10 protein-coding genes and 1 tRNA gene are annotated in these 14,238 nt (G+C 63.1%); 2 read left to right on the forward strand and 9 right to left on the reverse strand.

The window, feature by feature from the left end; translation table 11 throughout:
- Window positions 1-12: 12 nt before the first annotated feature.
- The 9 genes from E4J93_RS04760 to E4J93_RS04800 form a co-directional block, all read right to left on the reverse strand.
- Window positions 13-567, reverse strand: a complete 555-nt coding sequence (locus E4J93_RS04760; RefSeq protein ID WP_147588317.1) for a rod shape-determining protein MreD — start codon at window positions 565-567, stop codon at window positions 13-15.
- A gap of 15 nt (window positions 568-582) precedes the next feature.
- On the reverse strand, window positions 583-1,476 hold the full coding sequence (gene mreC / locus E4J93_RS04765; protein ID WP_147588318.1) for a rod shape-determining protein MreC: 894 nt from the start codon (window positions 1,474-1,476) through the stop codon (window positions 583-585).
- A gap of 76 nt (window positions 1,477-1,552) precedes the next feature.
- Window positions 1,553-2,584, reverse strand: a complete 1,032-nt coding sequence (locus tag E4J93_RS04770; RefSeq protein ID WP_040362080.1) for a rod shape-determining protein — start codon at window positions 2,582-2,584, stop codon at window positions 1,553-1,555.
- A gap of 106 nt (window positions 2,585-2,690) precedes the next feature.
- A complete protein-coding gene (locus E4J93_RS04775; protein WP_147588319.1) occupies window positions 2,691-4,106 on the reverse strand; it encodes a tetratricopeptide repeat protein in 1,416 nt (471 codons plus the stop codon).
- Window positions 4,107-4,134: 28 nt separating this feature from the next.
- Window positions 4,135-4,674 (reverse strand): peptidylprolyl isomerase, encoded by a 540-nt coding sequence (locus E4J93_RS04780; RefSeq protein WP_147588320.1) that lies wholly within the window; start codon window positions 4,672-4,674, stop codon window positions 4,135-4,137.
- A gap of 77 nt (window positions 4,675-4,751) precedes the next feature.
- The gene (locus E4J93_RS04785) at window positions 4,752-5,846 is read right to left on the reverse strand and encodes a zinc ribbon domain-containing protein (protein WP_187231607.1); all 1,095 of its coding nucleotides are present in this window, start codon (window positions 5,844-5,846) and stop codon (window positions 4,752-4,754) included.
- Window positions 5,847-5,866: 20 nt separating this feature from the next.
- On the reverse strand, window positions 5,867-8,533 hold the full coding sequence (gene acnA, locus E4J93_RS04790; RefSeq protein WP_147588322.1) for an aconitate hydratase AcnA: 2,667 nt from the start codon (window positions 8,531-8,533) through the stop codon (window positions 5,867-5,869).
- A 55-nt stretch (window positions 8,534-8,588) separates the two neighbouring features.
- Window positions 8,589-11,312, reverse strand: coding sequence for an HAD-IC family P-type ATPase (locus E4J93_RS04795; RefSeq protein ID WP_147588323.1), 2,724 nt, complete (start codon window positions 11,310-11,312; stop codon window positions 8,589-8,591).
- Window positions 11,313-11,389: 77 nt separating this feature from the next.
- Window positions 11,390-11,466: transfer RNA gene (locus E4J93_RS04800), tRNA-Arg, on the reverse strand.
- Between the two features lie 233 nt (window positions 11,467-11,699).
- Here E4J93_RS04800 and aroB point away from each other — a divergent pair.
- Window positions 11,700-12,842, forward strand: a complete 1,143-nt coding sequence (aroB, locus tag E4J93_RS04805) for a 3-dehydroquinate synthase (RefSeq protein ID WP_147588324.1) — start codon at window positions 11,700-11,702, stop codon at window positions 12,840-12,842.
- Entirely contained in the window at window positions 12,836-14,149 is a 1,314-nt protein-coding gene (aroA, locus tag E4J93_RS04810; protein ID WP_147588325.1) for a 3-phosphoshikimate 1-carboxyvinyltransferase, read from the forward strand. The genes aroB and aroA overlap by 7 nt, the downstream gene beginning before the upstream one ends.
- Window positions 14,150-14,238: the final 89 nt, after the last annotated feature.

Raw genomic sequence — 14,238 nt, forward strand, 5'->3', positions numbered from 1 at the left:
TCGCCCTCCTTCCTACTTCAAGCTTGTATATGACTTGTACCGTGTACCCTTCGAGCGGGCCGTGAAACCCTTTTTAGACTCCGTCGACGAACCGAACATAAGAAATGGAACAGCAGCAAGAACATCAAGCACGCTCGACGCGAGGCCGTGGACGAGCAGCGCGTACAGCAAGCTGGACTCGAGACCGAGCAAAAACAGAGCGAAGCCATAAGCGAGATTGACGAGAAGCATCGCGACGCCGACCATGCGCATGGAAGTGGCCGAGAATCCACCGCCCATACCATGCGAAATCATGGACAGGACGAAGCACGCAACCGTGAGCAACAGCGGCATCAAGCCGACGGGCACGGCGGCGGTAAGGTCGAAGAAGAGCCCGGAAAAGAAACCGGCCAGGACGGCGCTCTTGATGTCGCATGCTGGGGCCATGGTGAGTGCAAGCACGACCATAAAATTGAAGCGCCCGCCGAACAGCGACAGCTGCGGTGCCAACGCAAGCTGGAGCACGGCGGCAATCAGGCATACGACAACAACCATACGGCGCGCGCGAGCGGGATCGCGAACCTCCATTGCAAGCACCTCCTCTTAATCGTTCTTGCCCGCGGAGTCGGCAGCGGGAGCCGGTGCGACGCCGGCTGACTGGGCATTAGCGGAAGCGACGTCTTCACTCGATGCAGCCTGCTCGGCGGAAACGGATGTGATGACGAGCACCTCTTCGTTGTTCTCGGCCAGGGACTGAGCGCGAACGGTAACGGTGTAGTACGTGGCGTTACTTGCTCGGTTCACGGAGGTGACGGTACCCAGTGGAAGGCCCTTTGGAAACACACCGCCCAAACCGGACGTGATCACGATATCGCCCACGGAAACATCGGAATCGGCTGTGATGTAATTGAGCTGCAGGGATCCGTCGGGCTGTCCCTGCAGGATGCCCTGGGCGCGGGAGCGCTGCACCATCGCCGATATGCCCGACGTCTCATCGGTCAGCAGGCGAACAGTGGACGAAGTCGCCGAGACCTCGACGATCTGGCCGATCGCGCCGCCGGAGTTGCAAACCGCCATGCCGACCTCGAGCCCGTCGACCGTTCCCTTATCGATCATCACGGTATGGGACCACGCGTCGCTCGATCCACCGACGATGCGGGCGGCCGTCGATTCCAGGCTGTACGTAGAACGAAGCCCGAGGAGGCCCTCAAGGCGCTCGGCGGTCTTCTCTGCCTCGGTGAGCTTCGCGACCTCGGCGGTAAGCTGCTCGTTACGCTGGCGAAGTTCCGAAAGCGTCTCCTGCGGGGCGGTCACGTTGGAGATTACGTTGCCGACGGCATGGAACGGAGACGCCACGATAGACCCCACCATGCGAACAGGCGTCGTGATAGTTGTCACGACGCTCCGAACACCATGGATGGGACCCGTCTCGCCTTCGCGAATATAGAATGTGAGCAGCAACAACGAGATCATGCAGCAGATGATAAAGGGGCGCATCCCGCTGGATTGCTGTTTTGTGCGAAGCGTAGATTGATAGCGCTTCTTATTCGAACGCGGCAAACCGAATCAAACCCTAGGCATTGCTCTGGACGAATCCGCCGTCGAAGGCGTTCGCCTCGAGCACGCGGGCGCAACCGTTGACAACGTTATCGAGCGCCGTGGGGCTCACGTTGACGGCCACGCCGGTCTCATCTCGCAGCCGGACATCAAGCCCGCGCAGCATGGCGCCGCCGCCGGTAAGAAGGATACCGTAATACATGAGATCGCTTGCAAGATCGGGCGGGGTCGCGTCAAGCGCGTCTTTGACAGCCTTAGACATCTCGTCGAGGGGCTTGTTGAGCGCTCGACGAATCTCCTCGCTCTCGATACGAACGGTCTTCGGCAAGCCCGAGATGACATCGCGGCCATTGACCTCGACATCGAGCTCGTCCTTCAGCGGAACCGCGGAACCGACCTTGATCTTGATATCCTCTGCGGTGCGCTCGCCGATAGCCAGATTGTACGCATCGCGAACATGGGTGAGGATGGCCTGGTCGAATTCATCGCCGGCCACGCGAATAGACTGGGAAACCACGATGCCGCCCATCGCGATGACAGCGACCTCCGTGGTACCGCCGCCGATATCGATAACCATAGAACCGGTGGGCTCCTCGACGGGAAGGTCTGCACCGATGGCCGCGGCCATAGGCTCCTCGATCAGATATGCCTGACGGGCACCCGCCTGGATCGTTGCTTCGAAAACGGCGCGCTTCTCGACGCTGGTTACGCCGGAGGGGACGCAGACGACGACACGGGGACGCGGGGTCCAGGGGTAGCGCTTCTCGCTCGCCTTGTCGATGAAGTAGCGAAGCATGGCCTCGGTTACATCGAAATCGGCGATGACGCCATCTTTAAGCGGGCGAACGGCAACGATATTACCCGGCGTGCGGCCGAGCATTCGCTTGGCCTCGATGCCCACGGCGAGGATGCGCTCATCGTTCTTGTCGATCGCGACCACGGAGGGCTCGCGAATGACGATACCCTTGCCGCGAACGGAGACAAGGGTATTTGCAGTTCCCAGGTCGATGGCGAGGTCGCCATCGTATTGACCAAAGAACATATCCATCAAAGAAAACAAAGTCACTCCAAAAGGTACGTTAAGGTTCCTATGCAGTGTAGCGCGGACAATCGGCCCCGTGCAGCACGCGGGGCCGATTGGAGAAAGATACCATTTATTCGGCGGAGCCCTCGTCGGCGTTCACGTCGGAATCGCGCTGGTTGGAGCCATCCGCATCGGAAGTCGAAGCATCTTCTGCCTGAGCCTCGGAGCCCTCATCGGAGGAAGCGGGCTCATCGGATGCATCGGCCGCGGAATCATCCGAGACCGAATCGAAATCGAGCGCGACGTTCGCCACGGCCCAACCGAGGCCCTCGCGAACGAACGTGACCTCGTACTGGGCGGTACCGCCCTTCGACAGCTCGACGGAAACAGCAGCCGTGGACTCCGTCATCGAGCGATCGAGGCCCTCGATGGTGGGCGTCGCGCCATCGGGGATGGAGGCTGCGATGATGGCCTTCGAGTCCTCGTTCAGACCGCTGGCCAGGAAGGAGTCGGTCTCGGTGCCGTTGGTAACAGCATCGAAAAGGCCGGTAAGGACGTCCTGCTGCGTGGGATAGCCGTAGCCGCGCGTGTACGCGAAGGCGAGCCCTCCCGCCGCGAGGAGCAGCAGAAGCACGATGACCAGGAAGACCTTGAGGCCGGTATGGCGATGGCGACGACGGACCTTCATCTCCTTTTTATCCTGCTGGATCATCTCGGACTCCGAGAGCGTGAAGAAGCCGGTGTCGGAGGGATCAGGAATGAAGCTGCCGGACTGGCCAAGCGGATCGAGCGGATCGACGCCAGCCTGGAAGGCGCCGGTCGAGGAAACCTCGGTGGACATGGAACGCTGGGCGGAAAGCGTGTCCTGAGCGCCGGACAGCGCCGTCTGCTGATCGGCGGTGAGCTGGTAGATTCCATCGGCGGTAGCGCGCTGGAACGCATCGATGGCATCGGAGGGGCGGTTCGCTGCGGCGTAAGCGGTGCCCAGGCTGGCGTTGATGGCACGCGGGTCATCCTTGGGGCCCACGAAGTCCAACGCGGTGCGATAGGATTCGGCAGCATCCTCGGGACGACCGATGAGCAGGAAGCAGTCGCCCAGGCTCGACAGCGCCGCGGCCGGCGCGGGGTTGGCGGCATCGATGGCCGCCGATCGAAATGCCACGCCCGCATCGGTGGGGTTATCAAGCTTGAGCAATGCATTGCCCAAGCCCATATACGCCTTATAGGGCGTTGCATACGAGCTGTCGGTAACGGCTTCGGTAAAGCTGTTGGCAGCGCCAGCGAAATCCCCGGCAGCGCTCAGGGCCTTACCCCGGTTGGTCAACAGGGCGCCGCGCTTGCCGTACGCGGCATCGTTGAGCGCGGCGGAATAGGCCGAAGCGGCATCGCTGAACATTCCGAGGCGCATGAGCGAGTTGCCACGCAGGTGATCGGCCTCGCCGAAGACCTCATCGGCAGATTTAGCCGCAGAGAACATCTGGGCGGCAGCGGAGAAATCGCCTGCGCGATAGGCTGCGCGGGCCTGGTCGAGTAGCTGTGCGTTCACATTTGCTCCTTTGTGGTCCTACGTCGCACTAAGCGGCGTGCTCGATCTCGATGTGGACGATCTCGTCTCCAGCGCGCAGCTTGGCGATAACGTCGAGGCCCTCCAGCGTGGTGCCGAAGACCGTGTAGCCGGAATCGAGGTTATGCTGGGGACCCAGGCAGAAATAGAACTGGGAACCAGCCGAATCGGGGTTCATCGAGCGGGCCATGGCCAGAGCGCCATCGACATGGCTGTTGTTGGGATTCGTGAGATACTCGGCCTTGATGCAATAGCCGGGACCGCCCGTACCCGGGCGCCCGTCGGGGCCCTCGAGGCCGCGAGCGACCTCGTCGCGCGACATATCGCGCGTGTTGGGGCAGCCACCCTGGATAACGAAGCCGGGAACATAGCGATGGAACTTGAGTCCGTCGTAGAAGCCCATAGTGGACAGCTCGCAGAAGTTGGCCACATGAATGGGGGCGCCGGCGCCGTCGAGCTTAACGCGGATAGTACCCTGGGAGGTCTCGATGACGGCGACCTCGTCGCCGGCAACCTGGTACTCGGGGGTATGCAACTTAGAGCCAAACATGCGAAGCCCTTTCTCCGAACAAAGGATTTATTTCTACAATTCTAGCAAGTATACGCAGATTTCACGAATTCGGCACGCTAGGAGCTCTTCTCAACCGGCTTATATTCCTCGACATGCACGAAATACGAGCTTCGCGCCTCGGCGTCCTCCGACGAGCGCTGGCGCAGCGGGGCGAGAATCTCAGATTGATGGTGGACGGGAAGGTCGGACCCGGTGTAGGACAGGGAAACATCCCACGAGGCGCAATAGATGTCGACGCGCGTGCGCACCCACGACGCAAGCTGGCGAACCTGCTCGATCTCCTGGGTATACGAGCAATCCTCGGGCAGATCCAGCGCATCGAGATCGGCGAGGACGGCGTCGATGAGATCGCGGGTAGCATATGCGACCGCCGACTTCTCGCGGCGTACCGCGATATCGCTCGCAATGTAGCCGTAGTTGTAGTCGTCGATGATATCGCCCAGCGAATCGAAGGCGGAAACGATCTTGTTATACGAAGAGCTCACGACTTGGAAGACGTCGGCATCGGTGGGCTTGGCGGGCCCCTCCGGAATGGGCTGAGCATCGAGGGGGCCCGAAGGCTCCTGCGGAAGCTGGCGACTCGGATACATCTCGCTCGCGGCCTGCTCGAACGCCTCGATGAAACCGGGCATCACCCCGAAAGGATCGTAGGCGACGAAGTAATACCCGCCACCGACCAAGGCGGCGAGCGCCAAGATCGTGACAACGGGCTTGATAAAGCGATTCTTCTTCTTATGATACGGGTCCTCGCCGTCCAGGAAGGCGGGCGCCTTGCCGGACCGAAGCTCCTCGGACCGCAGAACGTTGGTCGAGCTGGGGTCGATGGAGTCGGAAAGAACCTGAGCGGCGGTGGGAGCCTGCTCGCGAGGAGCATCGGCGTGCGCCTCGATCATCTGCTGCGTGAGCCGGGGAAAGCTCGCCGTTCGACCCGCCGCGAGATCGGATGAGGACGACTCGGTAGAAAGGATACCGGGGGCGGGTCTACCGCATTTCGGGCAGGTGCGGTCATGTGCGGAAAGCCGCGCTCCGCAACCGTCGCAGAACACGAACTCATCGTGGGCGGGTTGAACCGAAGTGCCGACATACATATGGCAGTGCGGGCAGAACGCCTCGCCGTCATCGATTTTCTTGAAGCACTGGGGACAGATCACGCTTACCTCTTTCGCATTACCTATTGAGCAAGCAGCATATCAAGAACATACGGAAGGATACCACCAGCGGCGAGGTAGCGACCCTCCGTCTCCGTGTCGACGCGGACGAGCGCAGAGAACTCCACCGAATCGCCGCCGGGTCGAACGGCCGTGACACGCGCGACCGCGGGAACGGGAAGGCCGCTCGAGAAGTCAATGGGATCCACGAAGTACGACTCCCGGCCGGTAAGGCCGAGCGACGCGGCGCTTTGACCTTCTTCGAGCTGAAGCGGAACGATACCCATGCCCACCAGATTCGAACGATGGATGCGCTCGAAGCTCTCGGCGATAACGGAGGAGACGCCGAGCAGCGCAGGAGCCTTGGCGGCCCAGTCGCGCGAAGAGCCCGAACCGTACATCTTCCCTGCAAGGATGATGAGATCGGAGCCGTGCTCGCGCGCATGCCGCGCGGCGTCGAACAGCGAGGTGACCTCCCCCGTAAACGAATCGAAGGTCCAACCGCCCAAGCGACCGTCGGCGAGCCTGTTGCGAAGCTTCACGTTCGCGAAGCAGCCCCTCATCATGACCTCATGATTGCCGCGGCGCGACCCGTAGGTATTGAAATCAGCCTCATCGAACCCGTGGCCGCGAAGGTAGGCCGCGGCGGCCGAGTCGGCCGCGATGGCGCCCGCAGGCGAGATGTGGTCGGTCGTGACGAAATCACCGAGGAATGCCAGGGGCCGCGCTCCCTTGAGTTCGAAACGGCGGCGCGGACGGGCATCGTCGAAGTACGGCGGTCGACGCACGTACGTGGAGGACGCGTCCCAGGCGAACGTGGAAGAGGGCTCGACGTCGATGGCGTTCCAATAGCCGTCGCCCTCGCACGCGGGATCCCCGACGGGCTTGAACACCGCGGTATCGAGAGCGGATGCCAGAATGGCCGAGACCTCCTCATCGGAGGGAATAAGATCGGCAAGCATCACCGGTCCAGCCGCACCCTGGCAAACAGGTTCGGTCGACAGGTCGATGTCGATCGTGCCCGCCAATGAGTACGCCACGACCAGCGAAGGGGCGCACAGGTAGTTCTGAGCGACATCGGGACTGATGCGCCCGTCGAAATTGCGGTTGCCGGACAGAATGCTCGCGAGCTCGCACTCCCCCGCGATGTCGTGCATAGGATCGAAAATGGGACCGGAGTTGCCGATGCAACTCATACAGCCCCAGCCGCATACCGAGAATCCGAGACGCTGGAGCGGCTCGATGAACCCCGCGCGCTCGAGGATGCGCGTCGTGGAATGAGACCCCGGGGCGAGGACCTTCTTCACCCACGGAAGCGGCTCGCAGCCAAGCTCCACCGCTCGCATAGCCACCAAGCCGGCGGCGACCATCATCGCGGGGTCGGTGGCGGTCGTGCACGACGTCACGGCGGCGATTGCCAGAGCACCGTGCTCGACTCGATAGGTCGAACCGTCGAAACGGACCTCGAACGAAGCATCGCCCACAGCGCGGCCATGCTCGGAAAGAACCGAGCGGAACCGGTCGCGCGCGCCGGACAGGGCCACGCGGTTGTGGGGACGGGACGGACCCGCCAGAGAAGGCTCGATGCCGCAAAGGTCGATATCGATGACATCGGCGAAACCGACGCCCTCGCGCTCGCATCCGAAGGCGCCCTGCAACTCGAGATAAGCACGGGCGCGATTAGCCTCGGCCTCCGTCGCGCCGGTGCGCACAAGCTGGGCCAGGGTTGCCTCGTCGACAGGGAACAGCGTGGAGGTGCATCCGTACTCCGGCGACATGTTGGAGATGGTCGCGCGCTGCGTCGGAGAAAGAGAGGCGACGCCGGGACCGAAGCACTCGCACATCATGCCCACGACGCCGCGATGGCGCAATCGTTCGGCGAAGGTCAGCGCGACGTCCATGGCGGTAACGCCCGAGGCGAGCCGCCCCGTGAGGCGAATGCCGACGACAGCGGGGACGCGCATGGTGACGGGCTGGCCCAGGGCCGCTGCCTCGGCCTCGATGCCGCCCACTCCCCAACCGAGGACGCCCATGCCGTTCGCGGTGGGCGTATGGGAATCCGTTCCCACAAGGGTGTCGAAGTACAGGGCGCGACGTCCGTCCCCGGTCCGACCACACCACGCCACGCGGCAGAACCGCTCGATATTGAGTTGATGGCAGATGCCCACACCCGGCGGAACGATCTGCACGTTGGAGAAGCTTGACGCGCTCCACTTGAGAAACGAGAAGCGCTCGGCGTTGCGCTGGGCCTCGAGCCGTGCGTTCTCGCACGCCGCAGAAGAGCACGATACGACGTCGGCCGCAACGGAGTGATCGACGACGAGCGTGCAGGGAATCTGCGGGTTGATGCGGGACGGATCGCCGCCCCGGGCCGCGGCGGCATCACGCATGGCAGCGAAATCGACGAACACGGGAACGCCCGTGAAATCCTGAAACAGAACGCGCGCGGGCATGAACTCGATCTCGCCGCCCGCCTCGCAGGCGAGACCGGCGCGCACGATCTCGTGGGCCATGCGCATCGCACGGTCCCCATCGGATACGCAGCGCAAAACGTTCTCCAGAAGGATCTTCAAGCTCAAAGGCAAGCGATCGACGCCGGGAATAGAAGAAATCGCATGCACCGCAAAGCGCTCCCCCTCGAATTCAAGGGTTCTTTCAAAGCGGAGGTCGTCGCGAATCGGCTGTTCCATGGGCGATCCCTTCAACAGTAGAGAACATATGACTCAAAACTGTACCGAACAAGCGTTACCGTTTTGTATCGCGTGGCCGTTTCGACACCATCTTCACGCGGATGCCGCCGGGTGCCTTCGTGACGCGACGGCCCTCGCCAACCCCATCCGGCTCCAGAGCGCGACGGGCATCGCGCTTCGTCCGCCGCAGGTCGCGTTCAGCCTGATGCTGCAGGGCCGTTCGGCGCACAGAGTCGCTCGCGCGCGCCATGGGGCCGGCAGCGGAATCGACACGGCCGCCCCCGCGACCCAGGGAGACGCGCACGCCGCGCCCGAATCCCGATGCGCGCTTCGAACGACGCCGCGAAGCGCGCTCGAAGTAGACGGCGATCTTGTTGTACAGCGCGCAGCTCGCAACAACGATGACCGCCAAGACGACCGCCTGGAGCGTCGAAAGCGGGGAAACCGAGAAGAAATCGGGAAAACCCACGACGCCTACGGTGACGCCGATGACGACGAAGGCGAGTACCGCCGCCCGCAACGGCGTGAAAGGCCACGAGATCCGCCAGATAAGGTTCGCACCTATGGCGCACGTCGACACAAGGCAGAGGGTGGAGAGCACCGGTTGGGAGAACCCGAATGCACCAGCCGCGAGCATAGCGAGAAGGGAAGCCGCCATGACGCCGAGCGAAGCGGGCAGAGCGCGACGAAGGACGTTGCCGAGGAAGCTGCCCTCGACGCGCGCGCGGTTGGCTTCAAGAGCGAGCACGAAGCTGGGCGCACCGATGCAGAAGAAATTGATGAGCGTCATGGTGATGGGCTCGAAGGGGTACGGCGGGAAGAAAATGCAGATCGCCGCAAGACCCATGGAGAACAACGTCTTGGTAAGGAAGAGCGCTGCGGAGCGCTGAAGGTTGTTGATCGACCTCCTGCCTTCGGCCACCACCGCGGGCATGGAGGCGAAGTCGTTATCTACCAACACGATCTCGGCCACGTTGCGGGCGGCGTCCGAACCCGCCGCCATCGCGACCGAGCAATCGGCTTCCTTGAGCGCCAATACGTCGTTCACGCCGTCGCCGGTCATGGCGACGGTATGGCCGCGACGCTTCAGGGACACGACAAGCTCGCGCTTCTGCTGCGGCGTCACGCGGCCGAACACGTGGTAGCGATCAACGGCGGCATCGAGCTTTGCAGGGGTATCGAGCGTGGTGGCATCGACGAACCGATCGGCCCCGGGCACGCCGACAACGCGGGCGATCGAGGATACGGTGCGCGGGTCGTCGCCCGAGATGACGTTGAGCGCGACACCCTGCTCGCAGAAATAGCGAATCGTGTCGGCGGCGCTGCTTCGAATCTCATCGCGGATGGTCACGAAACCCAGGGGGCACGCATCGCCGACCATGTCGCCATCATCCGTAAAGCCATCGACCCTGGCGGCAACGAGAACGCGGCAGGTATCCGCAAGCTCGGCGACACGTTCCTCGACCTGCGCGAACGCCTCGTCGGAAAGCACGAACTGGGCAGCGCCCATAACGTAGGATCCACTGGAAAACGTGGCACCGCTCCACTTTTTCGCAGAGGAAAACGCAACGACGCGAACGGGCTCCTCGCGCGCGACCGAGCTGCCGTCGTAATACGCGAGCAAGGCCTTGCAGGTCTCGTTGGCATCCTCCGAGGTGGCCCGTGCGATATTGGCAAGCGCGAGATCAAGCTCCGCGGAGCTGCAGGGGCCTTCGGATGCAAGGGAATGGGACGGCTCGAGCGGATAGGTTCCCTCGACCTCCATGCGCCCGGAGGTGATGGTGCCGGTCTTGTCCAAGCAGAGCACGTCGACGCGCGCGAGCGTCTCGATGCAGTACAACTGCTGGGCGAGCACGCTGCGGCGCGCGAGACGTATGGTGGCGATGGCGAGCACCGACGAGGTGAGCAGGACGAGACCCTGGGGGATCATGCCGAGCAGCGCGCCGACGGTCGATAGGATCCAGCCGGATACGTCCCCCCACGGAGCATGGCCGAACAGCAACCAGGGCAGGAACTCGATAGAGCCCCCGGATGGAGATGCGGCCCAGGCCTCGTAGCCTCCATGGGCGCTCGAAAAGAAAAGGGCGGCACCGAGAGGGACCATGATTACGCTGGCGAACCGCACGATAGCGGTGAGCGCGTTCATGATCTCGGAATTGACCTTCTTGACGTATTTGGCCTCGTTGTTGATGCGCGCGACGTAGTTGTCGGCCCCTACATGGACGACCCTGGCATAAACCAGCCCGGAGTCGATAAAGCTCCCGCTCATGAGCTCGCAGTCGACCTCTTTGCGGATAAGGTTGCTCTCCCCCGTAAGAAGGCTCTCGTTGACCTGCGCCTCGCCGCGGACGACGACGGCGTCGGCGGGTATCTGGTCGCCGCGTCCAAGCTTCAAAAGATCGTCCAGCACGATCTGGTCCAAGTCGAGCTCGACCTCGATACCATCACGCAGGGCGACGGCCTTCTTGGTAGCCAGGAGCGTCAGGCGGTCGACCATGCGCTTCGAACGGAGAGACTGGATGACGCCGATAGCGGTGTTGAGAAAGACGACGCCGAGAAACGTAAGGTTCTTGATGGCGCCGGTGCTTATGACGAGGATGGCGAGCACGACGTTGATGAGGTTGAACAGCGTGCAAAGGTTTTCGATGATGAGCTGTTTGACGGACTTCGTCTTAAGCTCGGTGTTGATGTTGACCTTGCCTTCGGAAATGCGCTCGCGCACCTCCTCCGACGTAAGCCCCCGTATCGACTCATGCTGGGAAGATTCCGCCTGCGACATCGGATGCCCCCTTGAAGCTCGCCGTCCAGATACAAGAAAGGCCACGAGCGCAATGCGCTCGCGACCCGAATAGCTACTGGTGCGCCATATAGGGTTCGAACCTACGGCCTTCTGCTCCGGAGGCAGACGCTCTAATCCACTGAGCTAATGGCGCGCAACGTTTTTGAATTATACCTAAAAGATCGGCTATGGGCGAGTCCATTTTGCAATGCAAGAGTTATGCACATGGCACCTTTGTAGCGTCTTGCGCGGCGACGCTATGGTGTCGACCGGATGCGATACACTTGCTAGCACGCCCCGCTCGGCCGGTCGCAGGCGGCCGCGCGCGCATGCGCCAGCAGACCCGACGGACGGCGGGGCGCTCGCGCGCTACCCGGAAAGGATGCCATGGAATACGCTATAAACATCGATGTCGCATCTCCCTATACCGTGTATGTGGGCACGTTCCTGCTCGAAGAGACGGGCGCTATCGCCCGCGAATCATGCGGGGGCGCGCAGGCCCTCGTCATCACAGACTCCACCGTGGGCCCCCTCTTCGGACAGCCGGTGCGCCAGAGCCTGGAAACACAGGGCTACACCGTCCACATGGAAATGGTGGCGCCCGGCGAGTCGAGCAAGAGCGGCGCCGTCTACCTCGACCTCCTGGAAAAAGCCGCCGAGCTCGAGCTCGCGCGCACCGATATCGTCGTCGCCCTCGGCGGCGGGGTCGTAGGCGACCTGGCAGGTTTTCTCGCGGCGAGCTACATGCGCGGTATTCCCTATATTCAGGTGCCCACCACGCTGCTCGCGATGGTCGACGCCTCGATAGGGGGAAAGACCGCCATCAACCTGGCCGCAGGAAAGAACCTTGCCGGCGCCTTCTGGCAGCCGCGCGCCGTTATCGCGGATGTAGGGTGCCTCGCGACGCTGGAAGACGCGCAGTTCGCCGACGGGTGCGCCGAGGTGATCAAGCATGCCGTCATCGCGGATGCGGAGCTCTTCGGCGAACTCGAGGCCACGCCGCTTACACCCGGGCTCCTCAAGAGCGATCTCGCGCGGGCCGCATACCTCATAGCGCGCAACGTCGACATCAAGCGCGCGGTCGTCTCGGCTGATGAGCGCGAGACCTCCCTGCGAAAGCTGCTCAACTTCGGGCACAGCATCGGCCACGGCATCGAGGCGGCATCAGGCTACGAGCTCGGGCACGGCCGATGCGTCGGCGTGGGCATGCTCGCCATAGCGAGCGCATCGGTGACGGCCGGGGTGTGCCCGGCCGATGTTCCCGACCGCATCGCCGCCCTGCTACGCGCCCATGGGCTCCCGCTCAACGTCGATGTGGATACGCAAGCCGTCTATGAGGCCGCGCTCCACGACAAGAAGCGCGCAAGCGATTCGATCGACCTCGTCGTCCCCCGCAGCATAGGAGCCGCCGCGATCTCGCACGCGCCGCTCGACGAATTCAAGCGCATTCTCGAAGTCGGCCTCGCCTGCACGGAGGCGTACGCTCGAGAAGAGAAGGAAACCAGCTCCCCCGAGGAGGATGCATGCTAGCCCATATCCGCCCTGCCCTGCTATCCGGCACCATTCCGGCCATCGCGTCGAAATCGGTTGCCCATCGACTCATCATCGTCGCCGCGCTCGCAAACGGGGACACGCACGTAAGGTGCAACACCACGTGCGCCGATATCGAGGCGACGATACGCTGCCTGGTCGAACTGGGCGCCCGTATCCAAGCGGTCGGCGATGGATACCTCGTCAAACCCATGCCGAAAAGCGTCGCCCTGGGACTCCTGCGAGCCCTGCACGGCAAAACGCTCGACTGCGGCGAATCGGGCTCGACGCTTCGCTTCTTGCTCCCCGTAGCCTGCGCGCTGGGCGCAGAGGCAACGTTCACGGGTTCGAAGCGCCTTGGCGAGCGCCCGCTCTCCCCGCTCGCCGAAGAGCTCATAGCCGCCGGCTGCGAGCTGCACGGCCTGGGCGGCTTCCCGCTTGCGGTCGCCGGCCGCATGAGGCCGGGCCGCTTCGAGCTGCCCGGGGACGTGAGCTCGCAATACATCACCGGCCTGCTGCTTGCGGCCCCGCTGCTCGACCATTCAAGCGAGATCGTAGTGAGCGGGCGCATCGAGAGCAGGCCGTACATCAACCTGACGATCCAGGCCATGCAGGCCTTCGGTGTAGACGTGTTCGTCGAGCGCCGCGTGCAGGCGGACGAAGAGGTGACGGTATTCACCACGGAAAACGATACCTATCGCACACCGCACGAGGTGAGCGTCGAGGGAGACTGGTCAAACGCGGCCTTCTGGCTGTGCGCCGGCGCGATGGGGCGCCTCCCCATCAAGGTCGACGGCCTCACGCTGTCCTCGGCGCAGGGCGACCGCAACGTCTTGGCCGCGCTCTCGCGCTTCGGCGCGCGGATAGGCCGCTCGACGAACGCCGCTATATCGCGTCCCGATACGCTGCGTGGATTCGAGATGAGCGCGCAGGATATACCGGACCTCGTCCCCATTATCGCCGCGGTGGCGGCGGTGGCTGAAGGCCGCACGGTCATCACCGATTGCGCGCGCCTGCGCATCAAGGAATCCGATCGCCTCGCAACCGTAGCCCAGGAGCTCGCCAACCTCGGCGCCCAGATCGCCATCCACCGCGACGCGCTCATCATCGACGGGGTTCCGCAGCTCGTCGGCGGCACGGTCGACGCCCACAACGACCACCGCATCGCCATGATGGCCGCCATCGCGGCCACGCGCTGCGAAAACGATGTCTATATCAAGGGCGCCGAAGCGGTTAACAAGTCCTATCCGCTCTTCTTCGAACACTATCGCGAGCTCGGTGGCCACATCGAGCTCCTGGCGGAATAGGCGCGCCATGTCGTCATGCATCGGCAACGTCTTGCGCCTGAGCGTTTTCGGACAATCCCACGCGGCCGCCGTCGGATGCACCCTCGATG

This window comes from Collinsella sp. BA40 (genome assembly GCF_008014645.1).
Classification (GTDB): domain Bacteria; phylum Actinomycetota; class Coriobacteriia; order Coriobacteriales; family Coriobacteriaceae; genus Collinsella.